Annotated in this window: 30 protein-coding genes, 1 tRNA gene, 1 other RNA gene and 1 pseudogene; 13 read left to right on the forward strand and 20 right to left on the reverse strand. The window is 52.4% G+C overall.

What is annotated here, in order from left to right; all coding sequences use genetic code 11:
• Nucleotides 1–14 precede the first annotated feature (14 nt).
• From AC6I9Z_RS11085 to AC6I9Z_RS11100, 4 genes and pseudogenes are all read right to left on the reverse strand, one after another.
• Nucleotides 15–1,236: pseudogene (locus AC6I9Z_RS11085) on the reverse strand (dihydroorotase).
• Complete coding sequence (locus tag AC6I9Z_RS11090) at nt 1,233–2,237, reverse strand: aspartate carbamoyltransferase catalytic subunit (protein WP_461455896.1); 1,005 nt, start codon at nt 2,235–2,237, stop codon at nt 1,233–1,235. Before AC6I9Z_RS11090 ends, AC6I9Z_RS11085 begins: the two are co-directional and overlap by 4 nt.
• A gap of 22 nt (nt 2,238–2,259) precedes the next feature.
• Nucleotides 2,260–2,721 (reverse strand): Holliday junction resolvase RuvX, encoded by a 462-nt coding sequence (gene ruvX / locus AC6I9Z_RS11095; protein ID WP_461455897.1) that lies wholly within the window; start codon nt 2,719–2,721, stop codon nt 2,260–2,262.
• The gene (locus AC6I9Z_RS11100; RefSeq protein ID WP_461455898.1) at nt 2,721–3,845 is read right to left on the reverse strand and encodes a DUF3089 domain-containing protein; all 1,125 of its coding nucleotides are present in this window, start codon (nt 3,843–3,845) and stop codon (nt 2,721–2,723) included. Before AC6I9Z_RS11100 ends, ruvX begins: the two co-directional genes overlap by 1 nt.
• 129 nt (nt 3,846–3,974) lie before the next feature.
• On the opposite strand from AC6I9Z_RS11100, the gene gatC reads away from it, so the two are divergent.
• The 5 genes from gatC (at nt 3,975) to tig (ending at nt 9,067) form a co-directional block, all read left to right on the forward strand.
• On the forward strand, nt 3,975–4,262 hold the full coding sequence (gene gatC, locus AC6I9Z_RS11105; protein ID WP_461455899.1) for an Asp-tRNA(Asn)/Glu-tRNA(Gln) amidotransferase subunit GatC: 288 nt from the start codon (nt 3,975–3,977) through the stop codon (nt 4,260–4,262).
• Nucleotides 4,262–5,746 carry an Asp-tRNA(Asn)/Glu-tRNA(Gln) amidotransferase subunit GatA gene (gene gatA / locus AC6I9Z_RS11110; protein ID WP_461455900.1) on the forward strand — a complete coding sequence of 495 codons (1,485 nt, stop codon included), beginning with the start codon at nt 4,262–4,264 and terminating at the stop codon, nt 5,744–5,746. Before gatC ends, gatA begins: the two co-directional genes overlap by 1 nt.
• Nucleotides 5,747–5,748: 2 nt before the next feature.
• Nucleotides 5,749–7,245: an Asp-tRNA(Asn)/Glu-tRNA(Gln) amidotransferase subunit GatB gene (gene gatB / locus AC6I9Z_RS11115; RefSeq protein WP_461455901.1), complete on the forward strand. Its 1,497-nt coding sequence runs from the start codon at nt 5,749–5,751 to the stop codon at nt 7,243–7,245.
• 115 nt (nt 7,246–7,360) lie between these two features.
• Nucleotides 7,361–7,445, forward strand: a tRNA-Leu gene (locus AC6I9Z_RS11120).
• A 53-nt stretch (nt 7,446–7,498) separates the two neighbouring features.
• On the forward strand, nt 7,499–9,067 hold the full coding sequence (tig, locus tag AC6I9Z_RS11125; protein ID WP_461455902.1) for a trigger factor: 1,569 nt from the start codon (nt 7,499–7,501) through the stop codon (nt 9,065–9,067).
• 64 nt (nt 9,068–9,131) lie between these two features.
• On the opposite strand, the gene AC6I9Z_RS11130 is transcribed toward tig, so the two are convergent.
• Nucleotides 9,132–9,743 carry an ATP-dependent Clp protease proteolytic subunit gene (locus AC6I9Z_RS11130; protein WP_461455903.1) on the reverse strand — a complete coding sequence of 204 codons (612 nt, stop codon included), beginning with the start codon at nt 9,741–9,743 and terminating at the stop codon, nt 9,132–9,134.
• 223 nt (nt 9,744–9,966) lie between these two features.
• Here AC6I9Z_RS11130 and AC6I9Z_RS11135 point away from each other — a divergent pair, with 223 nt between their 5' ends.
• The 3 genes from AC6I9Z_RS11135 to AC6I9Z_RS11145 all read left to right on the forward strand — a co-directional run bounded on the left by AC6I9Z_RS11135 (nt 9,967) and on the right by AC6I9Z_RS11145 (nt 13,525).
• Nucleotides 9,967–10,593 (forward strand): ATP-dependent Clp protease proteolytic subunit, encoded by a 627-nt coding sequence (locus AC6I9Z_RS11135; protein WP_108810148.1) that lies wholly within the window; start codon nt 9,967–9,969, stop codon nt 10,591–10,593.
• A gap of 140 nt (nt 10,594–10,733) precedes the next feature.
• Complete coding sequence (gene clpX / locus AC6I9Z_RS11140) at nt 10,734–12,005, forward strand: ATP-dependent Clp protease ATP-binding subunit ClpX (RefSeq protein ID WP_461455904.1); 1,272 nt, start codon at nt 10,734–10,736, stop codon at nt 12,003–12,005.
• Nucleotides 12,006–12,265: 260 nt separating this feature from the next.
• Complete coding sequence (locus AC6I9Z_RS11145) at nt 12,266–13,525, forward strand: serine hydrolase domain-containing protein (RefSeq protein ID WP_461455905.1); 1,260 nt, start codon at nt 12,266–12,268, stop codon at nt 13,523–13,525.
• A 59-nt stretch (nt 13,526–13,584) separates the two neighbouring features.
• Here AC6I9Z_RS11145 and mtgA read toward each other — a convergent pair whose 3' ends face one another.
• The 3 genes from mtgA to AC6I9Z_RS11160 form a co-directional block, all read right to left on the reverse strand.
• Nucleotides 13,585–14,289, reverse strand: a complete 705-nt coding sequence (gene mtgA, locus AC6I9Z_RS11150) for a monofunctional biosynthetic peptidoglycan transglycosylase (protein ID WP_461455906.1) — start codon at nt 14,287–14,289, stop codon at nt 13,585–13,587.
• Between the two features lie 85 nt (nt 14,290–14,374).
• On the reverse strand, nt 14,375–15,283 hold the full coding sequence (gene rpoH / locus AC6I9Z_RS11155) for an RNA polymerase sigma factor RpoH (RefSeq protein ID WP_461455907.1): 909 nt from the start codon (nt 15,281–15,283) through the stop codon (nt 14,375–14,377).
• A gap of 74 nt (nt 15,284–15,357) precedes the next feature.
• Nucleotides 15,358–16,311, reverse strand: coding sequence for an RluA family pseudouridine synthase (locus tag AC6I9Z_RS11160; RefSeq protein WP_461455908.1), 954 nt, complete (start codon nt 16,309–16,311; stop codon nt 15,358–15,360).
• Nucleotides 16,312–16,327: 16 nt separating this feature from the next.
• On the opposite strand from AC6I9Z_RS11160, the gene AC6I9Z_RS11165 reads away from it, so the two are divergent.
• From AC6I9Z_RS11165 to AC6I9Z_RS11185, 5 genes are all read left to right on the forward strand, one after another.
• Complete coding sequence (locus tag AC6I9Z_RS11165; protein ID WP_461455909.1) at nt 16,328–16,759, forward strand: M67 family metallopeptidase; 432 nt, start codon at nt 16,328–16,330, stop codon at nt 16,757–16,759.
• A 27-nt stretch (nt 16,760–16,786) separates the two neighbouring features.
• Entirely contained in the window at nt 16,787–17,425 is a 639-nt protein-coding gene (locus AC6I9Z_RS11170) for a histidine phosphotransferase family protein (RefSeq protein ID WP_461455910.1), read from the forward strand.
• Nucleotides 17,426–17,452: 27 nt separating this feature from the next.
• A complete protein-coding gene (locus AC6I9Z_RS11175) occupies nt 17,453–18,145 on the forward strand; it encodes an N-acetylmuramoyl-L-alanine amidase (RefSeq protein WP_461455911.1) in 693 nt (230 codons plus the stop codon).
• Nucleotides 18,146–18,151: 6 nt separating this feature from the next.
• Nucleotides 18,152–18,530: RNase P RNA component class A (gene rnpB, locus AC6I9Z_RS11180), an RNA gene on the forward strand.
• Nucleotides 18,531–18,574: 44 nt separating this feature from the next.
• Nucleotides 18,575–19,111 (forward strand): J domain-containing protein, encoded by a 537-nt coding sequence (locus tag AC6I9Z_RS11185; RefSeq protein ID WP_461455912.1) that lies wholly within the window; start codon nt 18,575–18,577, stop codon nt 19,109–19,111.
• On the opposite strand, the gene AC6I9Z_RS11190 is transcribed toward AC6I9Z_RS11185, so the two are convergent.
• The 12 genes from AC6I9Z_RS11190 to AC6I9Z_RS11245 form a co-directional block, all read right to left on the reverse strand.
• Entirely contained in the window at nt 19,108–19,518 is a 411-nt protein-coding gene (locus AC6I9Z_RS11190; protein ID WP_461455913.1) for a SecDF P1 head subdomain-containing protein, read from the reverse strand. The two genes, AC6I9Z_RS11185 and AC6I9Z_RS11190, sit on opposite strands and share 4 nt — an antisense overlap.
• Entirely contained in the window at nt 19,515–19,922 is a 408-nt protein-coding gene (locus tag AC6I9Z_RS11195) for a SufE family protein (RefSeq protein ID WP_461455914.1), read from the reverse strand. The genes AC6I9Z_RS11190 and AC6I9Z_RS11195 overlap by 4 nt, the downstream gene beginning before the upstream one ends.
• Nucleotides 19,923–19,976: 54 nt before the next feature.
• Nucleotides 19,977–20,207 (reverse strand): hypothetical protein, encoded by a 231-nt coding sequence (locus tag AC6I9Z_RS11200; protein WP_109357049.1) that lies wholly within the window; start codon nt 20,205–20,207, stop codon nt 19,977–19,979.
• A gap of 42 nt (nt 20,208–20,249) precedes the next feature.
• Complete coding sequence (locus AC6I9Z_RS11205; protein WP_461455915.1) at nt 20,250–20,519, reverse strand: hypothetical protein; 270 nt, start codon at nt 20,517–20,519, stop codon at nt 20,250–20,252.
• A 30-nt stretch (nt 20,520–20,549) separates the two neighbouring features.
• The gene (locus tag AC6I9Z_RS11210; protein WP_109357048.1) at nt 20,550–20,819 is read right to left on the reverse strand and encodes a hypothetical protein; all 270 of its coding nucleotides are present in this window, start codon (nt 20,817–20,819) and stop codon (nt 20,550–20,552) included.
• Nucleotides 20,819–21,079, reverse strand: a complete 261-nt coding sequence (locus AC6I9Z_RS11215; protein WP_461455916.1) for a hypothetical protein — start codon at nt 21,077–21,079, stop codon at nt 20,819–20,821. Before AC6I9Z_RS11215 ends, AC6I9Z_RS11210 begins: the two co-directional genes overlap by 1 nt.
• 10 nt (nt 21,080–21,089) lie before the next feature.
• Complete coding sequence (locus AC6I9Z_RS11220; protein ID WP_461455917.1) at nt 21,090–21,410, reverse strand: hypothetical protein; 321 nt, start codon at nt 21,408–21,410, stop codon at nt 21,090–21,092.
• The gene (locus tag AC6I9Z_RS11225; protein WP_109357045.1) at nt 21,410–21,709 is read right to left on the reverse strand and encodes a hypothetical protein; all 300 of its coding nucleotides are present in this window, start codon (nt 21,707–21,709) and stop codon (nt 21,410–21,412) included. Before AC6I9Z_RS11225 ends, AC6I9Z_RS11220 begins: the two co-directional genes overlap by 1 nt.
• 27 nt (nt 21,710–21,736) lie before the next feature.
• Nucleotides 21,737–22,117, reverse strand: a complete 381-nt coding sequence (pspC, locus tag AC6I9Z_RS11230; RefSeq protein WP_461455918.1) for an envelope stress response membrane protein PspC — start codon at nt 22,115–22,117, stop codon at nt 21,737–21,739.
• 2 nt (nt 22,118–22,119) lie between these two features.
• Complete coding sequence (gene pspB / locus AC6I9Z_RS11235; RefSeq protein WP_109357043.1) at nt 22,120–22,422, reverse strand: envelope stress response membrane protein PspB; 303 nt, start codon at nt 22,420–22,422, stop codon at nt 22,120–22,122.
• Nucleotides 22,422–23,105 (reverse strand): phage shock protein PspA, encoded by a 684-nt coding sequence (pspA, locus tag AC6I9Z_RS11240; protein WP_109357042.1) that lies wholly within the window; start codon nt 23,103–23,105, stop codon nt 22,422–22,424. Before pspA ends, pspB begins: the two co-directional genes overlap by 1 nt.
• A 149-nt stretch (nt 23,106–23,254) precedes the next feature.
• Complete coding sequence (locus AC6I9Z_RS11245; protein WP_162559066.1) at nt 23,255–23,407, reverse strand: hypothetical protein; 153 nt, start codon at nt 23,405–23,407, stop codon at nt 23,255–23,257.
• Nucleotides 23,408–23,584: the final 177 nt, after the last annotated feature.

Genomic DNA, 23,584 nt, shown 5'->3' on the forward strand with positions numbered 1-23,584 from the left:
TAAGGGCGGGAAAGCTAAAGCGCTTTTCCGCCCTTATATATTCCGCGAACGCGGCCTTGTACTGGCAGTTTGTCAAATGGCGTATTGCCTGCCGCTGCGGCCATTGTTTCGGGTATCGACCTGCCACGGCGCTTCCGGATCGATCAATATCAGATCGGCTTCATAACCTTGTGTAATTTTTCCGGCTTCGACACCCAATATTTGTGCGGGTGTAGCCGATAGCAGCTCAAACAGACGAGGCATGTCCACCAGTCCCTCACGAACAAGATTGAGCGACAGTGCGAGCAGTGTCTCGGCACCCGCCATACCGAATTCGGCTTCGGCAAAGGGCAGGCGTTTGTCCTCTGGCCCGCGCGGATCATGGCCGGATGAAATCACATCGATAGTGCCGTCCTTTACCGCTTCCAAACAAGCCTGGCGGTCTTCCTCGCTGCGCAAGGGCGGTGATAGTTTTGCAAAGGTCCTGAATTCGCTAATTGCGATATCGGACAGGAACAGATGCGCCGGGGTAATGCCGCATGTTATCGGCAGGCCTTCTGATTTGGCAGCGCGAATCAGGTTCAGTCCTTGCGCTGTGGTGACTTGCCGAAAATGAACATGCGCGCCGCTTTCCCGGACTAGACCAATATCCCGGGAGATGGAGAGCGCTTCCGCTGAGGCTGGTGCACTGGACAGGCCCAGACGGGTAGCGGTTTCACCTGCCGTTGCCACGGCTCCCGCGGTCAGTCCGCTATCTTCGCTATGAACGATGACCGGCATGTCCAGCGACCGGCAATAATGGAGCAGCTTGAGCATTATGCCGCTGTCTGCAATCCAGCTTCTGCCAGTGGCCACGGCACGGGCCCCAGCCTGTTTCATCAATCCGATTTCCGCCAGTTCGACACCCTTCAGCCCTTTAGTCGCAGCTGCAAGAGGGTGAGACCACAGATCAGGTTTTCCTTCGGAAGCGTTATGCTTGATCATTGCCGGCAAATCGAGCACCGGTGCCTGGTCCGGCATCAAGGCGGCACGGGTAATCCCTCCATAGTGGAAAGCAGGCTTGTCGATCGCAAAAACGCCCAGATCGATGATACCGGGCGCCAACAGCGATCCAGCACAGTCGACAGTTTCGTGATCTGCAGATGGTTTGTCTTCACTGACTTCGACAATGCGATCATGATCTACGGACACGTTTACGGATTGCGGGGCCTTCGCCTCGGGGACCAGAACCTGTGCGTTGATGAAAGTCTTTTTCATGACCATCCCTCCACACCGCGCGATCGTCGGGTCAGAACATCAAGACAAGCCATGCGAACGGCCACACCCATTTCTACCTGTTCTGTAATGGCGGACCGATCAAGATCATCTGCAATATCACTGCTGATTTCGACACCGCGGTTCATCGGACCGGGATGCATGACCAGAGCGTCCGGTTTTGCCAGTGCTAGACGTTCTCTAGTTAATCCATAGAGATGATGAAATTCTCTGGGACTGGGGATAAAATCGCCATTCATTCGTTCATTCTGCAGCCGCAGCATCATCACGACATCCGCGCCATCCAATGCCTGTTCAAAATTCGAAAAAGCCTCCACATTCATCCGGTCGAGAGCCGCCGGTAAAAGCGATGTCGGAGCGCAAACCTGTACTTTTGCACCCAATGTCGTCAGGCAGTAGATGTTGGAACGAGCCACGCGGCTGTGCATGACGTCGCCGCAGATTGTAATTGTCAGCCCACTAATGTCGCCCTTGCGTCTCTGAATGGTCAGTGCATCAAGCAAGCCCTGGGTGGGGTGCTCGTGGCTGCCATCACCGGCATTGAGCACGGGGCAATCCACTTTATCGGCAATGAGTTGCACGGCGCCGGAACTGGCATGGCGAATGACGATGGCATCGGCGCGCATCGCATTGAGCGTGACCGCCGTATCGATAAGGGTCTCTCCCTTTTTGACGCTGGATTGCGCGGCATGCATGTTCACGACGTCTGCGCCCATCCGTTTGCCGGCAATTTCGAAAGAAAGTAGCGTGCGCGTACTGTTTTCGAAGAAGGCGTTAATGACCGTCAGGCCGTCGAGCCTGTCAACATGTTTGCTCGATTGGCGGTTCAGATCGACCCATTGCTCGGCTTCCTTGAGGAGAAACAATATCTCCCAGGGCTGCAGTCCGGCGATACCCAATAGATGGCGATGTGGAAAAGCGTCCGATCCTGCGGGAAACTGATGCCCGGCAGTCGGCGGTGAACCTGTTTGATCAATTGTCATTAAAGTCAGCCCTATAGAGGCATCATTCCAAGGCGGCAAGCCCGTCAATTGCGCCCTGCAAAATATAGGCGGCAGCCATCTGGTCGACCACTTCACTGCGCCGTTTCCGGCTGACATCCGCAGCAATAAGATCGCGTGTTACGGCCTGCGTGCTCCAGCGCTCATCCCATAACAATATGGGTAGGCCAACCGGGCGTAAATTCTGAGCAAAGGATTTTGCTGCCTGAGTCTGTTTGCTTTGACTGCCATCAAGGTTGAGCGGAAGGCCAACGACAAAGCCTGTAACATGTTGCTGCTCGATGACTGTTTTGATTCGTTCCAGATCTTTGGAAAATTTACGCCGCTCTATGGTTTCCGCCGCGGTGGCGATCATCCACTGCGCATCGCATAGCGCCATGCCCACAGTCTTGGTGCCAACATCAAGCCCCAGTAAGCGTCCACCATCGGGCAGGGCTGTCCTGAAAGCGCTCCGGTCTTCTGTCATTAGCGCGAGAGAAATGCGGTCATCCTTTTTATCACATCTTCGCGAACGTTACGCCAGAACAGGCTGTAATCATAGACATGATAATTGTTGCCGGGCAGGGTGTAAGGCCCAAGATCCGGCGGGTCGCCGATCAGCAGGAACCCGCGATCATCGCAGCGCGCAGGTACCGCGCCCTCGATCAGAGTTGCGTCGCTTAACTCGTCATTGGGCACAAGCGTTCCGAGATTCAGCTCCGCAGGCGATTCGGAATTAGTGTCGCCGTTAATCGGGTTGGTGCACAGCAGATTTGTGTCTTTGCGTGGCTTACCGCTAAATCCGATGGTCGTGTCATAAACTTCGACAATCCGGCCATAATCCGCAGGTTCGGCAAAGCTTTCCCAGCTGAGCAGGCAATTAGTTTGTTCTGCCGTTTCACAGACATCCAGGCCCAGAGCCGGGACATCCGCCTCTATCGACACCGGCCAGCCAACGACATAGGCTGCAACAATGCGGTTGGCGAGCGGTGTGCCCGCAACCCGGTCTTTCAGCAAATTGGTGAGATGCAGGCTGCCCTGGCTGTGGCCTGCGAGTATGATCGGGCGGTCATCCGGAACTTCTTTGATAAAAAAGTCAAAAGCGATCAAAACGTCCTGATAGGCCGCATCCAGAGCTTGTTGCCCCTCTTTCTTCTCCGTCAGAAAAGCGCCAAGCGTGGCTTGGCGGTATCGCGGAGCCCAGACATCGCCAGCTTTGTTAAAGGCGCTGGCCTGACCGCGCAGGAAGATTTTTGTGCGATCCTCTGTCTCTTTATGTCCAAGAGGTGCGTTCCATTTAGACTTGTCGATAAATGATGTGGGATGCACAAAAAATATCGCCGCACGCTGGTCTTCTTTCGGTGCGTCGCCATTGGGTTCATAACCCTGCGGTAGCCACAGGGCAGGGTTGCCTTTCTTGATCTCGGGCCGGGCATACCACATGGCAACATCGGCATAGATATTGTTTTCCAGCACTTCCTGTGCCTGAAATTCGGTGTCGGGTACAAACACAACTTCAGCCAGTTCTTCTCCATAAACACGCAGCACAAATGCGCCCGCGAGAACCAGTACGACCATGATCGCAACAAAGTAGAGAAACTTACGCGCCAATTATTTTACTCCAATTTGGGCTATAGCCGCTCATTCAACTTGAAGCAGCCTCGCGCCAATGCTAGCGGCGCGAAGTACACTATTTTAGTGATATTACCCGAAAAAAGATGAACCGATAAAGAATGAATCATGTCAGTCGATAAAGAAACCGTCAAAAAGATCGCAAGCCTGTCTCGGATCGCCGTAACTGAGGCAGAAGCCGACGCATTGGTGCCAGAGCTCAACAACATCCTCGGATGGGTCGAACAGCTGGGCGAAGTGGATTGCTCCAAGGTCGAGCCGATGACCGCCGTCATCCCTAACAAGTTGCGTTTGCGCGATGATGAGGTGACCGACGGCAATGTCCGCGACAAGGTTCTCGCCAATGCGCCGGTGGCCGAACATGGCTTCTTTGGCGTGCCGAAGGTGATCGAATAATGGCTGAGATTTTTGAACTGGGCATTGCGGGTATCCGCACGGGTGTTGCATCGGGCGATTTTACGGCCAAGGAAGTCGCCGAGACATTTATCGACCGGGTGAGCGCGGCAAAGTCGCTAAACGCTGTGCTGGTGGAAACACCGGACCATGCGCTGGCGGCCGCAGAGGCAACCGACAAAGCGAAAGCAGCCGGCGAAACTCTAGGTAAAATGGCTGGCGTGCCGATTGGTATGAAAGACCTTTTCTGTACCGAAGGTGTCGCTACGACGGCTGCAAGCCTGATTCTAGACGGTTTCACACCGCAATATGAGTCCACCGTTTCCGCGAACCTGTTCAAGGCTGGTGCTGGCATGCTCGGCAAGCTGAATATGGACCAGTTCGCCATGGGTTCGTCCAATGAGACGAGCGCTTTCGGCAATGTGATTTCACCATGGCGGCGCAATGATGGCGGTAATACCGATCTGGCGCCCGGTGGTTCTTCAGGCGGCAGTGCTGCCGTTGTGTCCGGTCGTATCTGTCCAGCAGCAACCGGAACCGATACAGGCGGTTCAATCCGCCAACCCGCAGCTTTTGTGGGTATTACAGGTTTCAAGCCGACTTATGGCCGCTGTTCGCGCTGGGGCACGATTGCCTTCGCCAGCTCGCTCGATCAGGCGGGGCCGATGGCCCATGATGTGCGCGATTGCGCGATCATGCTCGAAGCGATGGCAGGCTTTGATCCCAAGGATTCAACGTCACTCGATCTGCCTGTTCCCGAATGGGAAGCAGGCCTGAAAAGTGACCTTACCGGCAAGCGTATAGGTATTCCCAAAGAATATCGGGTCGACAATATGCCTCCGGAAATTGATGCGCTGTGGCAGAAAGGCATAGAGTGGCTGCAAGACGCCGGCGCGAAGATTGTCGATGTGTCGCTACCGCACACAAAATATGCACTGCCGGCCTACTATATCATCGCCCCAGCAGAGGCTTCATCCAACCTCGCGCGCTATGACGGTGTGCGATATGGAATGCGCGACCTGCCGGACGGGGCAGGGCTGCAGGATATGTATGCCGCTACCCGCGAATCAGGCTTTGGCCCAGAGGTGAAGCGCCGGATCATGATCGGCACCTATGTGTTGTCGGCGGGCTATTATGACGCTTATTACACGCAGGCCCAGAAGGTCCGGACGTTGATCTCTCAGGATTTCGACAAGGCTTGGGAAAGCTGTGACCTGCTGCTAACGCCAACCGCACCGAGTGCAGCCTTCGGATTGGGTGAGAAAGCCGATGATCCGCTGGCCATGTATTTGAACGATGTGTTTACGGTCCCAAGCAGCTTGGCAGGATTACCAGCTATATCCGTTCCGGCAGGACTGGATGGGCAGGGGCTTCCTTTGGGATTGCAGATTATTGGCAAGGCCTTGGATGAGCAAAGTGTGTTTAACGCCGGTCTGGCGATGGAAGAACGCGCTGGCTTTGTCGCGAAGCCGGAGCAGTGGTGGTGAGTATGACGGAATCAACATATCGTATCCAGGGCGCAACCGGTGAATGGGAGGTCGTGATTGGCCTTGAAGTCCATGCGCAGATCACCTCCAACGCGAAGCTCTTTTCCGGCGCATCCACTGAATTCGGGGCCGAGCCCAATACCCAAGTCAGTCTGGTTGACGCTGCCATGCCGGGAATGCTTCCGGTGTTGAATAAGGAATGTGTCCGTCAGGCAGTGCGCACCGGCCTTGCGATCAACGCACAGATCAACAAATATTCGCGTTTTGATCGGAAAAACTATTTCTACGCCGATTTGCCGCAGGGATATCAGATTTCTCAGCTATATCATCCGATAGTGGGCGAGGGGAAAATCGAAATTTCGCTCGATGAGAAAGATCCTGATGCCCATGGCAAGACCGTAGGCGTTGAGCGTATTCATATCGAACAGGATGCGGGCAAGCTGATGCATGACCAACATCCGACGATGAGCTATGTCGATCTTAACCGTTGTGGTGTGGCGCTAATGGAAATCGTTTCCATGCCTGACATGACATCGCCCAAAGAAGCAGCGGCTTATGTCCGTAAGCTCAGATCCATTCTGCGCTATGTCGGCAGCTGCGACGGCAATATGGAGCAAGGCTCCATGCGTGCGGATGTCAATGTTTCCGTCCGCAAGCCTGGCGACGAGCTAGGCATTCGGACAGAAACGAAAAACGTTAATTCCCTGCGCTTCATACAGCAGGTCATCGAATATGAAGCCCAGCGTCAGGTCGATGTGCTGGAGGAGGGAGGCGAGATCGTTCAGGAGACCCGTCTGTTTGATCCGGACCGGAACGAAACCCGCTCGATGCGCTCCAAGGAAGATGCGCATGATTATCGCTATTTCCCCGACCCAGACTTGCTGCCTCTGGAACTCGAAGATGACTTTATCTTCGATTGCAAAGCGAGCCTGCCCGAGCTTCCGGACGAAAAGCGGGCACGGTACAAAAATGTTCTGGGTCTAAGCGCCTATAACGCTGCCGTTCTTACCGCAGAGCATGAAACCGCTCTGTGGTTCGAAGAATTGCTGGAAACCACCGACGAGCCTGAGAAAATCGCAAGTTCAGCTGCCAACTGGTTGACCTCCGAGCTATTCGGTGCGCTCAACAAAATGGGCCTGTCCATTGAGCAAAGCCCGGTATCCCCGCAGCAGGCAGCGGAATTGCTTGGCTTGATTGCTGATGGCACCATTTCCGGCAAAATCGCTAAACAGGTGTTCGAGATCATGCTCGAAACCGGTGATGGCGCCGCCAGAATCGTTGAAGAAAAGGGCCTGAAGCAAGAATCCGACACTGGCGCGATCGAAAAAGTCATCGCTGACGTCATGGCGGCGAACGAAGATAAGGTCGCCGAATATCGCGGCGGCAAGGACAAATTGTTCGGTTTCTTTGTCGGTCAAACCATGAAGGCCATGCAAGGGAAGGCCAATCCACAAGTCGTGAATGAGCTTCTAAAAAAGACGCTTGGTCCAGCGGGATAACAAGGCCGGGTAAATTAGCGACGCGAACGCGCAAAGCGGGCTTGCCCTTTGGGCACCTTTCCGCTAGGCGCACGCGTCAATCAAAATTCGATAGTGATTTGACGGTGTAACTCGTGCGGGCGTGGCGGAATTGGTAGACGCGCCAGATTTAGGTTCTGGTATCTTCGGGTGTGGGGGTTCGAGTCCCTTCGCCCGCACCAAAACACCGAAAAACAGGTCGAAATGGAAATAATGAAGGCATTAAAGGGTAATCATGCAGATTGTTGAAACGCTGAACGAAGGTCTGAAACGGGCCTATGACATCAAAATCTCCGCGAAGGACATTGAAACGCGCGTGGATAATGAGGTCAAGAAACTGGCTCCTCAGGTTAACATGCCCGGTTTCCGCAAAGGCAAGGTTCCAGCGAATCTGGTTCGCAAGATGCATAATGATGCCTTGATGCAGGATGCGCTGAGCAGCACTGTTCAGGAAAGCGTCGAGAAAACAATCGCTGACAACAAACTGCGCCCCGCGATGCAGCCCAGCGTTACCCTGGCTGATGGCTATGAAGCTGGCAAAGATGCTGAAGTCAAGGTTGAGCTAGAGATCTTGCCAGACGTTCCGACACCATCCGTAGATGGTATCAAACTGGAGCGCCTGCAGGTCGAAGCAGACGAGAAAACGGTTCAGGAATCGCTCGACAAATTTGCCGAGAGCCAGAAGCAGTTTGAAACAGCACCCAAAAGCCACAAAGCGAAAATTGGCGACCAGTGCCTGATCGATTTTGAAGGCAAGGTCGATGGCGTACCTTTTGATGGTGGCAAAGGCGAGGGCATGGCGATTGAGCTAGGCTCAGGACGCTTGATCCCTGGTTTCGAAGACCAGCTGGTTGGCAAGAAAGCCAATGACGAAGTGTTGGTCGAAGTGACCTTCCCGGAAGATTATAATGTCGAGACCCTGAAGGGCAAAGACGCGACGTTCGACGTCGTGATTGGCGAAGTGCAGACCGCCAAAGCCTCCAAGGCCGATGACGAAATGGCGAAATCCATGGGTCTGGAAGGTCTCGACCAGTTGCGTGAATTGCTGAAAGGCCAGATCGAACAGGAACTGAACGGCCTGACCCGCACGCACATGAAGCGCAAGTTGCTCGATCAATTGGCCGCGTCACACGACTTTGAAGTACCTCCAACCATGGTTGAAGCTGAATTCAACCAGATTTGGCAGCAGCTGGAGCAGGAAGCAGCTCAGGAAGAAGATCCTGAAGCGGCCAAGAAGGAAATGGAAGACGAGAAGGACGAATATCGCGAGATCGCGGTCCGCCGTGTTCGCCTTGGCCTGCTGCTTTCCGAAATCGGACAAGCTAATGGCGTGGAAGTTAGCCAACAGGAAATGTCCATGCTGATTCAACAAGCTGCTCAGCAATATCGCGAAGAAGATCGCCAGCGGTTCGTTGAATATATCCAGCAGGATCAGATGGCAGCTGCGCAGCTGCGTGCGCCGATGTATGAAGATAAAGTCGTCGACTTCCTGTTTGAAAAAGCAGAGATTACTGACAAAACGGTAACTCGCGAGCAGTTGGAAGAAGCTATCGAGGCGGAAGACGAAGGTGCAGCCAAACCAGCCAAGAAAAAGGCACCGGCGAAGAAAGCTGCCGCCAAGAAGCCTGCTGCTAAAAAGCCGGCAGCCAAAAAACCAGCCGCCAAGAAGCCGGCAGCGAAAAAACCAGCTGCAAAAGCAGCTCCTGCGAAAAAAGCTGCAGCTAAGGCGCCAGCCAAGAAAGCGCCCGCGAAAAAGCCAGCTGCCAAGAAACCGGCAGCGAAAAAGCCTGCGGCGAAAAAATAATCTTAAATTTATACACTAGCCGGACATGTATCCATGCTCCGGCTAGTGATATTAGCAGGCAGCGTTAAAAGCTAACTTCGCTGGCCTTGTTAATGACGGTACCCAAGATACCGTATTCTTTGGCTTCATCTGTCGACATCCAGTAATCGCGGTCGATATCCTTGCGCACACGATCAATCGATTGTCCGGTTGTCTCTGCGATTTTCTGGGCGATTCGTTCCCGCATTTTGACAATTTCTTCGGCCTGGATCGCGATATCGGATGCTTTTCCGCCTGCACCGCCAGACGGTTGGTGGATCAGAAAGCGCGTATTGGGCAAACAGAATCGCTGTTTTGCTGGGACGCCCAGAAAAATATGCGTGGCGATGCTGGCCACCCAACCGGTGCCGATCACCGCAACGGGCGCGCTGATATACTCAATAAGATCGTGGATCGTGTCACCCGATTCCACATGACCACCCGGTGAATTGATGAGCAGCCGGATGGGTTCGTCACTGACATGGTCAAGATAGAGCATCTGCGCTGACACGCGCTCCGCCAGTTTCTGATCGACTCCACCGAAGATCATCACCGTCCGCGTTTCCAGCATCCGTTGCATCATGAAGGCCATAGGATTTGACGCTCCATTGTCCTCATCGGCATGAAATTCCGGAATGGATGGCGAATATGATGGCATAATTATCTCCTGCAAAAATGGGGGTGTTTTGATTATACGGCGAGCATAGCCGCGGGTTATTTGATGCGCAATGTCATCCAATGACCATAATGGCTTGGAAAAAATCCTTAATCGACTTGAACATTGCTTAAGATACACCGATGTAGGGCTGAACGGATGGGGACTCCGGTTCACGGGACCTCCATTTTCATATCCTGATTTTCACAGAAGGCACTAAATTACCATGCATGATCCGATCGTCGACGCTCTTGTTCCCGTCGTTATTGAGCAATCCAACCGCGGAGAGCGCAGCTTTGACATTTTTTCACGGTTGCTGCGCGAGCGTATCGTCTTCGTAACGGGTCAGGTTGAGGATGGTATGGCTTCAATCATTACGGCCCAGCTATTGTTTCTGGAGTCGGAAAATCCGAAGAAAGATATCTATCTTTACATCAACTCACCCGGCGGCGTTGTAACCGCGGGCATGGCGATTCACGATACAATGCAATATATCCGTCCTCGCGTCGGTACGGTTTGTGTTGGTCAGGCGGCTTCGATGGGCAGCTTCCTGCTTGCTTCCGGAGAGCCCGGCATGCGTATGGCAACAACCAATGCCCGGATCATGGTGCATCAGCCTTCTGGCGGTGCACAGGGCATGGCATCTGACATCGAAATTCAGGCCAAGGAAATCCTTCGCATCCGCAGCCGGATGAACGAGCTATATGCCAAATATACCGGTAAACCGATCAAAGAGATCGAAAAGGCAATGGACCGGGACACGTTCCTGGAGGCTGATGAAGCCAAAGCCTTTGGCATTGTCGATGAAGTTTACGACAAACGGCCAAAACCTGCCGATGAAGATGCTAAATAAGGCGTTATCGCGCACCTAAATGAAAATTAAGCCGCTTTTGATAGGCTTATGCATAGCAAAAGATGGTGCGGAAAAAACCGGTAGCATTTTGTATTTTGGAAGTTAGATTGCAGTTTCTAGCCCAGTTTTAAGGACTTTTTATGACGAAATTGACGGGATCTGATTCGAAGAGCACGCTTTATTGCTCTTTCTGCGGAAAATCCCAGCATGAAGTCCGCAAGTTGATTGCCGGACCAACCGTATTCATCTGCGACGAATGTGTTGAGCTGTGCAACGACATTATTCGTGAAGAAACCAAGGGTGCAATTACTGGCAAAAAAGATGGTGAAGTACCATCGCCTCAGGAAATCTGCGATGTACTGAACGATTATGTTATTGGTCAGGATCGGGCAAAACGTGTTTTGTCTGTGGCGGTTCATAACCATTACAAACGTCTCAATCACGCCGCGAAATCCGGCGATATCGAGCTCGCTAAATCAAATATCCTGCTCGTTGGACCAACGGGCTGCGGTAAAACGCTATTGGCGCAGACTTTAGCAAAAACCTTCGACGTGCCTTTCACCATGGCCGATGCCACGACATTGACCGAAGCAGGCTATGTCGGCGAAGATGTCGAGAATATCATCCTCAAGTTGCTGCAATCTTCCGATTACAACGTTGAGAAGGCGCAGCGCGGCATCGTTTATATCGATGAAATCGACAAAATCAGCCGCAAGGCGGAAAATCCGTCCATTACCCGCGATGTGTCGGGAGAGGGCGTTCAGCAGGCCTTGCTGAAGCTTATGGAAGGAACGACTGCAAGTGTTCCTCCACAAGGCGGCCGCAAACATCCTCAACAGGAATTCCTGCAGGTCGATACGACGAATATCCTTTTCATCTGCGGCGGGGCTTTTGCAGGTCTGGAAAAAATCATTGGTGACAGGCTGGAAGCCAAATCCATCGGTTTTGGCGCTCATGTTGCGGCACCGGAAGAGCGTAAGGTTGGCAAGCTGCTGGCCGAAGGCGAACCAGAGGATCTTTTGAAATTCGGCCTAATTCCCGAATTTGTTGGTCGTTTGCCGGTTATTGCAACGCTGGAAGACCTGGATATCGACGCGTTGGTTCAGATTCTGCAGGAGCCTAAAAACGCTCTGGTCAAGCAATATGCAAAACTGTTTGAACTGGAAGATGTTGGCCTGACCTTCACCGACGATGCTCTGGTGGCTATCGGCAACAAGGCGATTGAACGCAAAACTGGCGCTCGCGGCCTGCGGTCCATCGTGGAGAACATCCTGCTCGATACCATGTTCGACCTTCCTGATCTGGAAGATGTGGACGAAATCGTTATCGACAAAGATGTGGTAGCTGGCACGAAAGAGCCGGTAAAGGTGATTGCGAAAAGCAGCAAGGCCAAGAAGGAAGACGCGGCTTAAACGCTTGGGCCATTCCATTGAAAGCGTAGACTTTCGTGAGCGTTTCTTTGCGACCGCTTAGTCCCGGAAACGGCTACAGATCTGCCGAAAAGTGTTGAAACGTCTCGTGAAGCAGAGCCGCCACAGGTCACCGCATTTGCCTCACCATCCAAAGCACAAACAGTATTGTTTTGCTCATCTGGTTTATTCTACGTTGTAAATCAGCCAGTCTGGATGCCAAGCTCTGACTAAGGCTGGATCACCATCTTGGGGGCAGTTCAATGGGAAGATATCTGGTACCGCTGTTCGGACTTGCGGCCATGTTATTGGTGGGCTGGTATGGTTATCGCGCCTTTGTGCAGGAAGACATCCCGCTTCCGCTGACTGAAACTGCCGAAGCAGCGCCTCAGGATCGATTGCCGACGCTACCCGATGACTGGCATGGTAAGATTGATTATCTCAGCCTTGATCGACGCATTGCAGCGCTCGTAGCACGTCCCGAAATGGCAGGGCTCGCTGTTGCTATTGTAGAGGATAGCGAGCTTCGCTTTGTCCAAACCTATGGCGTAACAGATAAGCGCAGCGGCGAGAGGGTAACACCACAGACGGTGTTCCGATGGGCCTCCGTATCAAAGGGAGTGGCGGGTTCACTGGCGGCCAAACTATCGGAGGAAGGGGCGCTTGATCTCGACGCCACACTGAACCGCTGGCAGACGTCGCTGATGCTTCCCAGAGAAGCTATGTCACAGATCACGCTGGCGCAGCTTATGTCGCACCAGACGGGACTCACGAAAAATGCATATGACCGCAAACTCGAGGATGGCGAAAGCCCTGGTCTGCTCCGTACAAGGCTGGGAACCGCGCCGTTACAGTGCATGCCAGGCACCTGTCATAGCTATCAGAATATTGCATTCGATACCGCCAGCGAGATTTTGGGGCAGGCGGCGGATACCATATATGCCGACGCAGTGCAGGTGCAGTTGTTTGAACCGCTTGGTATGGACAGCGCCCGGTTCGGTATGATCGGTCTAACCGCGGCTGACAGCTGGGCGAGGCCGCATCGCGGTAATGAAGTAAGGACCCTTGTGGAGTCATATTGGCGTCTCCCCGCAGCAGCAGGTGTAAATAGCAATATTGTCGATATGACGCGCTGGCTTCGGGCGCAGTTGGGCGCAAATGAGAATGTCCTGTCTGTTTCTGCGCTGGAACTGGCCCATAATCCCTTGGTCAAAACCGGACGGGTTTATGGCGGTGATCTCGCCCGCGCCTTGGCAGAGCCATCCTATGGACTGGGCTGGCGCAGTTTTACCTATCACGGTCGACGATTGATCGGACATAGTGGTGCGGTGGATGGATATCGTGCGACAATCATATTTGATCCTGCCGCCCGCACCGGAGTAGTTGCGATGTGGAACAGCGGTTGGGGTATGCCCTTCAGGATACCCTTTGCTGCGCTTGATAGCTATTATGGCAGTGCCTTAGATAGCCAATCTGCAATTGACTGGCTCGACCTTTCCGATCTGCCACTTCCCGAGCCGTGACAAGACTCTTTTTCTGACAATCAAACCGGTCCCTGACATCCATTTGCTCCCAAAAACGGCTATTTGTAAACGCATCCGTCCAGACCTTCGCGCTTTACCACATTAATCCTTGCGGCGATCGTATTGCCGTAGCGCCGGGTAAAGCCGCTGGCACCGTTTACAGCGCGTTTTTTTGGCAAGGGCAGGGCGGCGGCTATGCGTGCGGCCTCAATTTTCGTCAGTTCAGAAGCGTCTTTCTTATAGTAACGCTGGGCACCGGCTTGCGCCCCATACGTCCCGATTCCCGTCTCGGCAACGTTAAGATAGACCTCCATAATCCGCTTTTTCCCCCAGATTTTCTCGATCAGAAACGTGAAATAGGCTTCCAGGCCCTTGCGGAAATAGCCGCCGCCCTGCCAAAGGAAGACATTCTTTGCGGTTTGTTGTGATATCGTGGAACCGCCGCGGATGCGACCGCCCTGGGCGTTGCGCTTCATGGCCGAGCGTATGGCTTCGCGATCAAAGCCGTCATGGCTGCAGAACTTGCTGTCTTCCGCGGCAATGACTGCTCGTGTAAGATTGGGAGATATGGATTCCAACGGTTCCCAATCCTTGGTGATGCTGTTGTCATCCATGATCATCGTAGCCGTGACTGGGACCGGCAGGAATGCCATCAATCCCACCCACGTGATGGTAATCAAAAGAAAATAGACTATCAGCTTGAAAAACAGCTTGATGATACGTGAAGGCAAGCCTTTTGATTTTCGGCGAGATTTTACAGCCATGGTCACCAAATAATGAAAAAGCGCCCCGAAAACAAATGCTGTTTCAGGGCGCTAAAATCTTTAGAAATTCTCGGAAGTTGAAGAATCAACCTGCTGTAAGCAGTTGTTTTTCTCCAGCAATACGCAGCATAGCTTTTTGCAGCTTCTCAAACGCTCGTACCTCAATCTGTCTGATCCGTTCGCGGCTGACTTCATAGACCTTGCTCAAATCTTCAAGCGTTTTGGGATCCTCCGACAAACGTCGCTCAGCAAGAATGTGCTGTTCGCGTTCGTTGAGCGATTCCATTGCTTCGGTCAGCATCTCATGGCGGAAATCGGCTTCCTGCGCGTCAGCAATCTGCTGGTCATGCAGCGGCCCGTCATCTTCCAACGTGTCCTGCCACTGGCCGCCATCGCCATCTTCCGACAATGGCACGTTCAGCGACGCATCGCCGCCCATGGACATGCGGCGGTTCATATTGACTACTTCATGTTCAGCCACGCCGAGATCGGTGGAAATCTTGTTCACATCTTCAGGTGACAAGTCGCCATCTTCAAACGCTTCAAGGTTATTTTTCATCCGGCGCAGGTTGAAGAAAAGCTTCTTCTGCGCGGCGGTCGTGCCCATTTTTACGAGGCTCCAGCTGCGTAACACATATTCCTGTATCGACGCGCGGATCCACCACATGGCATAGGTTGCCAAGCGGAAACCTCTATCGGGTTCAAATTTCTTCACGCCCTGCATCAGGCCGACATTGCCCTCCGAAATCAGGTCCGAGACGGGCAGGCCGTAGCCGCGAAAGCCCATGGCGATTTTTGCCACTAGTCGCAGGTGGGAAGTTACCAACTGGGCAGCCGCTTCCTGATCTTTATGTTCAGAATAGCGTTTTGCCAGCATATATTCTTGTTCGGGTGTTAATAACGGAAATTTACGTACTTCCGAAAGATAACGGTTCAGGCTCGCGTCCCCCCCTAAGGCAGGGATTTTTGCCGGAACATTGCTATTATTAGCCATTTTTGTTCCTTCTCTGGTTTGCCGCCGGGCCTCATCAAGCACCCATTGGTCTCATTCCATATAGTATCTAATATCTATACACGCAACTTACTGAATAGTTCCTGCATATCGGGTGGAAAGTTACAGTTAAATAACAATTTTTTTCCCGTTATGGGGTGAACAAATCCAAGAATAGCAGCATGTAGTGCCTGACGGCAAAATCGAATATCTTTTCTGCCGGAAAGCAATGATTTTCGACGAGTACCATATAGCGGATCGCCGATAAGACTATACCCGATATGGGACATATGGACCCTTACCTGATGGGTACGTCCCGTTTCCAGCGTACATTCCACCAAAGTGGCACCATTTAGCGGTTCCTTGGTGGTATAATGTGTAATTGCAGTCTTTCCCTTATCATCGCCGACCACGGCCATTTTCTTGCGATCTGTATTGCTGCGACCAATATTACCTTCAATCGTTGCCGAATGCGGATTCGGTCGACCCTTGCATATCGCAAGATAGCGGCGCTCGATATCATGGGCAGCGAACAACGCGGTCAGACCCTGATGCGCTTTGTCTGTTTTGGCCGCCACCATCAATCCGGAAGTATCCTTATCAATTCGGTGGACAATCCCGGGGCGAGTCACACCGCCAATGCCGGATAGCTGCCCTTTGCAATGATGGAGTAAGGCGTTGACCAATGTTCCATCGGGATGACCGGCGGCGGGATGAACTACCAATCCGGCGGGTTTATTGACGACAATCAGGTGATCATCTTCGAAAACCACATCCAGCGGAATGTCCTGTGGTTGTGCAGGGCCTTCAATCGGTGCGGGAACCGTCAGTGCGAATGTTTTGCCCGCACATTTCTTGGATGCGGGGTCAGTGCAGGTGGCTCCATCAATCAACAAATTGCCGCTTGCGATCAGATTTTTGATCCGTTCCCGCGACAAGTCATCCAGAAATCCCGCCAAGGCTGCATCAAGCCGTTGTTTCTTGTCGGTTTCTGGCACGATGCCGGATTTTATGGATTGCCCCGCTGTCATCGCCTAGATGTGGGCTATGAAACTGGTCATATCAAGCGCGATATTGGGCGATTTGCAGCAACTTGCCCTTGAAATGGCTCCTGAGGAGGCTTGCGGGTTGCTCTTTGGCGATAATGGGACAGTTTCGCACTTTAAGGCGACGCTAAATATCGCGGAAAATCGCCTCCGGCATTTTGAAATCGACCCCGGTGATCTAATTGCTGCGGAACGAGCGATGCGGAACGAAGGCCCCAAAATAATCGGCTATTTTCATTCACACCCGTCCGGTGATGTGGAACCGTCAGAATCAGATGCTGCTATGGCGGCAGCAGATGAACGGATATGGCTAATTATCAACGGTGAGGAAGCAGCCGCATGGCAGGCAACCCAAAAGGGTGAAATATATGGTCGCTTTGATCCAATCACCCTTGATTGCCAAAGCACAAAAGGCCAAACAGCCGACAATTGAGTTTTCACAAGTTAAGGGCCCTTTCCCATGTCTCAATCCGGTGTCGATCTCGCTGCATTGCTTTGTTCAAAATTATGTCATGATCTGTTGAGCCCGGTTGGTGCAATCAACAATGGTCTGGAGTTGCTGGAAGACGAAACGGACCCTGAGATGCGGGACCGTTGTCTGGATTTGCTTGCGGACAGCGCCCGGGCATCGGCGGATAAATTGAAATATTTCCGATTGGCCTTTGGCGCCGCGGGCGGTTTCGGTGACGAAGTCGATCCTGCCGAAGCAAAACAGCTGGTCGAAAGTCTGGTTGGTGATCAGGGTAAGATTACGCTGGGTTGGGCTGTTCAGAGCGGCACGCTGCCGAAAAAAGCGATCAAGATTCTTTTGAACCTGGCCCTTATAGCACGGGAAGCGCTGGTGCGCGGAGGGCAATTGGATGTTGGTGCGGAGCAGGGCGATAATGGTATCGAAGTTGTCGTCCGCGCTGAAGGACCGAAAATCGCATTGGACGACGGTATTCGTGCGGCATTGGAAGGCACGTTGCCGCAATCGGCATTGACTGCCCGTACAGCTGCAGCTTGGATGTCCCGTGAACTGTCATGCGAGAATGGTGGTGATCTGCGGGTATCACCCGATTCCGGTACAGAACTCTTGCTGGGCGCGATTGTCGCCTGATAAAAGGGACTGAAGGAGGCATTTACGATGGACATGATCTGGACGCCTTCTCCCAATTTTGACGAGCGTAAGCTGCCAGTCAGCATATTGGTGATGCACTATACCGGCATGAAGGACGCCGCGTCGGCCATAAATTGGCTCGCGAATCCCGACGCCAAGGTATCCGCTCACTATGTCGTGACCGAGGATGGTCAGATCGTGAACATGGTCAAGGAAGAAAACCGCGCCTGGCACGCCGGACGCGGCTATTGGCGCGGCATCGAAGATGTGAACAGCGCCAGTATCGGCATTGAAATCGTAAATCCGGGCCATGAATGGGGCTATGTGCCGTTTCCCGAAGAGCAGATGGATGCCGTCACACGGCTCGCCCATGATATTGTCAAACGCCACGCTATTGTGCCGACCAATGTCATCGGTCACAGCGATCTGGCGCCGTCACGAAAGCAGGATCCAGGCGAACTGTTCGATTGGGATAGGCTTGCCAGACACGGCATCGCGCTCAAAAAACCGCCTCTAAATCTTGGCGAACCGCCATGGACAGATGGCGGTTTCATGTTGGCTCTGGAACGCTTTGGCTATGATATTACCGCTGAGAAAGATGCAGTCGTAGCTTTCCAGAGGCGTTTTCGCCCTAAAAACATCGACGGCGTTATCGATGGTGAATGCCGGGCGCTACTATTGTCTTTAATGCTCGACAGAGAGCGTGGAATCACTAAATAGAGCGCACCAGAGGGTCGGCCAGTCGCGGGAATATGACAAATATTCGCGAGGAAAGTCCGGGCTCCACGATTTAAAGGTGCCGGATAACGTCCGGCGGGCAGGGGAGTGATCGCCTGTTCAGGGACAGTGCAACAGAAAGCAGGTCGCGAAGGCTTCGGTCCCGTGATGTTGAAAGGGTGCGGTAAGAGCGCACCGCGGGTCTGGTAACAGCCCCGGCACGGTAAACCCCACCTGGAGCAAAACCAAATAGGGGCGGCATATGGCTATTTCGGCCTGCAGCCCGGGTTGGTTGCTAGAGCGGTGCAGCAATGCATCGCCGAGATGAATGACTGGCTATTCCTTGCAAAAGGATGGACAGAACCCGGCTTACAGACCCTCTGGTATTTAATTATGGCTGGAACAGGCGCGGGGCCTTTGTTAGAGAGTGATATGCCAAAAGCAAGACGATCCGATAACTGGGGCTTTCCCCGCTGGGGCAGCTATGAAAGCTCGCGCGAAACCGAGCAGGTGAAGATTTGCGACCGGCATGGCTGTAACGAGGCAGGAAACTGCCCGGCACCCAAATCACCCAATAGCCCGGACCGCTGGTATTTCTGCGAAAAACATGCGGCGGAATATAATCGCGGCTGGGATTATTTCGAAGGGCTAGACAAGGAAGAGCGCGCAAAACGGGAAGCCGACGAACAACGTGACGCCAACGCCTATCAGGAAGCGAAACATTATAGCTGGATGGGATCCGGCGATGGCAGTCGGTCGCGGGATGAGATGACGGCGCTGGAAATATTCGATCTGACACCGGATGTCGATTTTGAAACGGTCAAGAAAGCCTGGCGCGCAATGGCGAAGGAATATCATCCCGATGTCAATCCGGGTGACGAAGAGGCTGCCAAGAAATTTCAGGCGGCGCAGGCGGCCTTTGATGTACTGAAAATTGCCGAAGAACGGCGGGTCTGGAAGCCGGTTTAAGGCTCTTCAGTTGTTTCGGTGTCTTTGTTCATTCGGGTTTGTAATTCGGTAATCTCTTCGATCGTGTATCCACCAGAAACCTGAGCCGTTCGTCCGTATATATATTCATTTAACACGGGCGTACTCAACAGCTTGTCTTCGAAGCAAAGGGCAAATCTCTTCCCAATGCGTCCTTTCTGAACAGCGGCAAATTTGTCATAACCAGTTTCGGAAAATTCGATGTTCAGCACTGGTTCGTTTGAATAAGCGCCAAAGCCGATCCCAGCATAATGGATATCGGAAGCCACAAGTCGCAGCTCAAAATCCTGCTTTGGCTGTGCCGAGCAATCATGTTCATAACTGGGCTCGTCCACTTCAACATCTGGAGCCTCTGACCCGGCAATTAGAAGTAAAGCAGGCAAAATCATACCTGATATCGCTCTGCGGTCTGATTGATCAACGCAATCATGTTCGGGATTCCCTGGGTGCGATTGGAACTGAGCTGGTTTTTCAGGTCAAACGGTGCGAGCTTTTCCGCAATATCGGTTTTCAGAACAGCATCAATCGGTTGGTCCTGAACGGTTTCTAGAACCAGCGCGATGATACCTTTGGTAATGGCGGCGTTGCTGTCTGCCAGAAAATGCAGGCGGTCATCATCCTGTTTCGTTGGATAAACCCATACTGAGGCAGAACAACCACGAACCAGTGTTGCATCGGTTTTGAGGGCATCGGGCATCGGTTCTAGTTCCTTACCCAAATCAATCAGAAGCCGGTATCGGTCATCAGCTTCCAGAAATTCATATTCTTCTACAAGATTATCAAATTTGCTCATCCCCGCCCGCTAGCAGGGCAGGGGATTCGCGTCATCCCTTTTTAGGGGCGGTTGTTAAAGCTCCACTCCGGCGGCAATCGCTTCCAGCTTGCGGATGCGTTCTTTTAGGTCCGCAACTTCAATCCGCGATGTAGCACTGGGGGGATTTTCCTCGCGCCTTTGTTCCAATTCCTTGGACTTAAGGTCAATCCAGTCCCTCCACCCACGCAGAGCGATAAGGGAGACCGCTGTTAGTCCAATCAAGGTAAATGCAGCAATCATCAGGTAAAAACTGGGTTCTGGCATGATGCTATCCTCTTTCTCTTCCTGCTTCGTTGGGGGACCGTCTTATTGGTCCCGCAATTTCTCAATTTCATTTTCCAATTCGCGTGCGCCGCGATCATCGGTGGCGATTTTCTCCAGAACAGCGACGCGTTCCTTGAGATATTTGACTTCCTCGCGCAGTCGTCCGGCGTCGGGGTCAGCTGATGGAGTCACAGTGATGGCATTGCCATCTTCATCTTCCAAAATTCCGTTTTGTGCTCGATACTTGCTGGTCATAACCTTACCAATGGTAATCACGATAATTATTGCGACGACAGCTTCTGCCCAACCCATAATTCCTTTTTCCTTCCTATTCCTATTTGCTCAACTGTCTCTCAGCTTCGCGATTTCACTCTCTAATTCCCGTGCACCGCGCTCATCGGTTACAATTTTCTCCAACGTTGCCACGCGCTCTTTCAGATATTTCATATCTTCCTGCATGCGCCGGCCATCTTCACTTTCCGGTAGCCGCTCGCCGAGGAGCATCAGCTCTTTTTGCTTTTCCAGCATCTTGCTTTGATGGCGGGTCCATATGGCGAGGCCGCCGAGCAAAAATGGTGCAAGAGGTATCAACACCCATAGTTCATCGAACATCAGTTCAGCTCCTTCACTTCTGGCTCATCGCGTAGACTTTCAATTTGTCCAGCAACATCAAAGCCTTTATCCGTAACAATTCGCTCCAACACGCGCACCCGCTGCTCCAGTTGTTTGTTATTGACAGCATATTGAGCAGCTTTTTCGGCGGATATCTCGGACTGCATCTTCAATATCTTCTGCTGATGACTGGTCCAAATTGCGAAAACTCCAACGCCGATGCCGGCAAATGGGATCAACAGGGCTAGATATTCAATCATATTGATCTCCTTAGTTTTTCGGTGCGCGCAGGGCTTCGATTTCGTTTGTCAGACGATGGCTATCGTCGGTCACAATCCGCTCAACATTAGCAAGCCGGTCTTTCATCGATCCGATCTCGGCGCGCAGTTCCGCATTTTCTTGTGTCAGCAGTTTGACGCGTTCCACCGCCTCGTTGTCTGTTTTCGGATAAACCGCTTTGCCCCACTGATTCTCAAGCGGATAGCCGTTTTTGATCCGCATCCAGGTTGTTGCTACCCATCCCAGTGTTACGACTGCACAAGCAAATCCGATGGGCCACAAAATAGAGGGGTTAGCTAAAATGCTCTCCATTATCCCTTCTCCCGCAACGCTTCGATTTCATCTGCTGTTCGTTTGGCTGGATCAGTCGCGATTCGCTCCAGAACTGCAAGACGCTCCTGCAAGCGATCGATCTTACCAACCAACTCTTCATTTTCCGCAGAGAGCAGCTCAATTTTGCGATCGGCCTTTGGGTCATCCTTAGCGGTTGTCCCGCCCCACTCATCTTCAAGCGGATAGCCATGTTTAGCCCGGATCCAATTATTGATTATATAGCCAGCATAACAAACGGCGATAATGGCGATAACAAATCCCGGTCCACCCCAATTCATAGTCAGTCTCCCTAAATTCTGTGTGGCTTAGCGCAGTTTTTCAATCTCATTCGAAAGTGCGCGGTTATTACTGGTGTAGTATAATTCCATATCGGCAAGACGGCGGTCAATCTCACGAAAGCGTGATTTAACGTCTCTGGCCGTGCGGCGCGGGGATTGACGGACTCCTTGCCAAAATTCCCGTTCCTCTCTGTCGCCATAAAGTTCGATCGGTTTGGGATCAGCCGATTTTGCCGCGATCCAATAAGCAACCAAGGTCCATGGAAAAGCGAAAGTCACGGTGGCCATCACGGCAGCTAACCTGACCCACATAACGTTTATTCCGGTATAGTCGGAAATTCCGGCGCATACTCCGCTCCATTTGGCGCGCTGTTTATCAAGATAAAATTTTGTGCGGATCGAAGCCATGATTAGCGCCTTTCTTTTTTCAAGAGATTATCGAAATTTTCGAGTGTCGGTTTGGGTTCATTGCCTGCACCCGGTAATGCTGACTGCCGCCAGTCCGGATTGTCTGCTGCCATGATCCGTTCTATTGTCTCCATGCGTTCGTCCAATCGGCGTGCCATTATGTGCAAATCGTCGAGCAGTTGCTCGTCTTCATTGGTGATGGTTGCAGCCGTCTTCCATTTTGTAACATAATGGAAAATGATCCACGGGAACGCGACAAACAGAGTGACAATCGCAAAAAACGGGATAAGATCGTTCGAGTCCATTATTTGTCACCTTTCTGGTCTGACTTCTTCATGGCCGCCTTCATAGCTTCCAATTCATCATCAACTTTGTCGCTGCTTTCCAGCGCAGCAATCTGATTTTCTAGTGTCGCCGGCTCACCGCCCATCGTTAGCGCATCGGCACGGCCCTCGGCCTGGTCCACCTGACGTTCCAGATACTCAAATTTTGAAAATGCATCATGGACCTTGTCGCCATTATACATTTCACGGATTTTATAGCGGTTCTCGGCGCTTTCGAGCCGGTTAACCAGGCTGCTCTGGCGAGAGCGTGCTTCCTGCAATTTCTTTTGCAGCTTGGCGATATCACCTTCTGAAGCGCGCAGGGCATCGTCTAGCACCTGAATTTCAACCGTAAGCTGTTCAGCCATATCAGCGGCTTTGCGTTTCTCAATCAGCGCCGCCTTGGCGAGATCTTCGCGGTCCTTGGAAAGGGCCAGTTGCGCTTTTTCGTTCCAGTCTTCAGTCAGCTGGTTCAGCTTATCAATATGCCGGCGCATTTCTTTTTGGTCGGCAATGGTCCGTGCGGCAGAAGCGCGAACTTCGACAAGGGTTTCCTCCATTTCCAGGATGATCATGCGGATCAGTTTTGACGGATCCTCCGCCTTGTCGAGCATGTCCGTGACATTGGCGGCGATGATATCGCGCGTTCTTGAAAAAATACCCATGGTTAAACTCCGGTAGTTGCTAGCATTGTGCCTGGAATGGTTCGAACGTTCAGGCTGGTCTTCATAAAATTCTACGTCTTCAATCTGGAAAGGTGGCCGGGACCGTACTTCGGCAAGGGGGAATGAAGGAGTCCCGGCCATTTCGCCTGTCACGCCTTATAGCTGACAGTTGGGGAAATTGTACCATCTTCAGAGATGGTCGGGCCTTGTGCTTCGGCAGGGCCCACGGCGCTGATCAAAATCGTCAGGCTAAACAGCAACACGGAAATGATGGCAGAAACGTCGGTTCTGCTCAAATTCATTGATTTGCCTGTTTTCGTAGCTGCTGACATGTTGTCCTCCGTTTGGTCGATTTCCAGTCCCTTGCGGGTTCGAAACTAACATTGCAGGAGGCGTGCCAGTTTTTTAACTGTTTGATATATTTAAATAATATAAGTTTTTGGAAAAATGAATATGGTATTAATTGCTATTTAATAGGA

The organism is Parasphingorhabdus sp. (assembly GCF_059726685.1).

What these genes read in the sequence shown, in the direction of transcription:
- AC6I9Z_RS11090 (WP_461455896.1), bottom strand. Translation starts at nt 2,237, where the DNA reads ATGACAATTGATCAAACAGGTTCACCGCCGACTGCCGGGCATCAGTTT.
- AC6I9Z_RS11165 (WP_461455909.1), top strand. Translation starts at nt 16,328, where the DNA reads ATGAAACTGGTCATATCAAGCGCGATATTGGGCGATTTGCAGCAACTT.
- AC6I9Z_RS11190 (WP_461455913.1), bottom strand. Translation starts at nt 19,518, where the DNA reads ATGATTTTGCCTGCTTTACTTCTAATTGCCGGGTCAGAGGCTCCAGAT.
- AC6I9Z_RS11175 (WP_461455911.1), top strand. Translation starts at nt 17,453, where the DNA reads ATGGACATGATCTGGACGCCTTCTCCCAATTTTGACGAGCGTAAGCTG.
- gatA (WP_461455900.1), top strand. Translation starts at nt 4,262, where the DNA reads ATGGCTGAGATTTTTGAACTGGGCATTGCGGGTATCCGCACGGGTGTT.
- AC6I9Z_RS11245 (WP_162559066.1), bottom strand. Translation starts at nt 23,407, where the DNA reads ATGAATTTGAGCAGAACCGACGTTTCTGCCATCATTTCCGTGTTGCTG.
- gatB (WP_461455901.1), top strand. Translation starts at nt 5,749, where the DNA reads ATGACGGAATCAACATATCGTATCCAGGGCGCAACCGGTGAATGGGAG.
- AC6I9Z_RS11185 (WP_461455912.1), top strand. Translation starts at nt 18,575, where the DNA reads ATGCCAAAAGCAAGACGATCCGATAACTGGGGCTTTCCCCGCTGGGGC.
- tig (WP_461455902.1), top strand. Translation starts at nt 7,499, where the DNA reads ATGCAGATTGTTGAAACGCTGAACGAAGGTCTGAAACGGGCCTATGAC.
- AC6I9Z_RS11215 (WP_461455916.1), bottom strand. Translation starts at nt 21,079, where the DNA reads ATGATTGAATATCTAGCCCTGTTGATCCCATTTGCCGGCATCGGCGTT.
- gatC (WP_461455899.1), top strand. Translation starts at nt 3,975, where the DNA reads ATGTCAGTCGATAAAGAAACCGTCAAAAAGATCGCAAGCCTGTCTCGG.
- AC6I9Z_RS11200 (WP_109357049.1), bottom strand. Translation starts at nt 20,207, where the DNA reads ATGCCAGAACCCAGTTTTTACCTGATGATTGCTGCATTTACCTTGATT.
- AC6I9Z_RS11210 (WP_109357048.1), bottom strand. Translation starts at nt 20,819, where the DNA reads ATGTTCGATGAACTATGGGTGTTGATACCTCTTGCACCATTTTTGCTC.
- AC6I9Z_RS11220 (WP_461455917.1), bottom strand. Translation starts at nt 21,410, where the DNA reads ATGGAGAGCATTTTAGCTAACCCCTCTATTTTGTGGCCCATCGGATTT.
- clpX (WP_461455904.1), top strand. Translation starts at nt 10,734, where the DNA reads ATGACGAAATTGACGGGATCTGATTCGAAGAGCACGCTTTATTGCTCT.
- pspA (WP_109357042.1), bottom strand. Translation starts at nt 23,105, where the DNA reads ATGGGTATTTTTTCAAGAACGCGCGATATCATCGCCGCCAATGTCACG.
- AC6I9Z_RS11135 (WP_108810148.1), top strand. Translation starts at nt 9,967, where the DNA reads ATGCATGATCCGATCGTCGACGCTCTTGTTCCCGTCGTTATTGAGCAA.
- AC6I9Z_RS11195 (WP_461455914.1), bottom strand. Translation starts at nt 19,922, where the DNA reads ATGAGCAAATTTGATAATCTTGTAGAAGAATATGAATTTCTGGAAGCT.
- AC6I9Z_RS11205 (WP_461455915.1), bottom strand. Translation starts at nt 20,519, where the DNA reads ATGGGTTGGGCAGAAGCTGTCGTCGCAATAATTATCGTGATTACCATT.
- mtgA (WP_461455906.1), bottom strand. Translation starts at nt 14,289, where the DNA reads ATGGCTGTAAAATCTCGCCGAAAATCAAAAGGCTTGCCTTCACGTATC.
- pspB (WP_109357043.1), bottom strand. Translation starts at nt 22,422, where the DNA reads ATGGACTCGAACGATCTTATCCCGTTTTTTGCGATTGTCACTCTGTTT.
- AC6I9Z_RS11225 (WP_109357045.1), bottom strand. Translation starts at nt 21,709, where the DNA reads ATGAATTGGGGTGGACCGGGATTTGTTATCGCCATTATCGCCGTTTGT.
- AC6I9Z_RS11130 (WP_461455903.1), bottom strand. Translation starts at nt 9,743, where the DNA reads ATGCCATCATATTCGCCATCCATTCCGGAATTTCATGCCGATGAGGAC.
- AC6I9Z_RS11160 (WP_461455908.1), bottom strand. Translation starts at nt 16,311, where the DNA reads ATGACAGCGGGGCAATCCATAAAATCCGGCATCGTGCCAGAAACCGAC.
- ruvX (WP_461455897.1), bottom strand. Translation starts at nt 2,721, where the DNA reads ATGACAGAAGACCGGAGCGCTTTCAGGACAGCCCTGCCCGATGGTGGA.
- AC6I9Z_RS11145 (WP_461455905.1), top strand. Translation starts at nt 12,266, where the DNA reads ATGGGAAGATATCTGGTACCGCTGTTCGGACTTGCGGCCATGTTATTG.
- pspC (WP_461455918.1), bottom strand. Translation starts at nt 22,117, where the DNA reads ATGGCTTCGATCCGCACAAAATTTTATCTTGATAAACAGCGCGCCAAA.
- AC6I9Z_RS11170 (WP_461455910.1), top strand. Translation starts at nt 16,787, where the DNA reads ATGTCTCAATCCGGTGTCGATCTCGCTGCATTGCTTTGTTCAAAATTA.
- rpoH (WP_461455907.1), bottom strand. Translation starts at nt 15,283, where the DNA reads ATGGCTAATAATAGCAATGTTCCGGCAAAAATCCCTGCCTTAGGGGGG.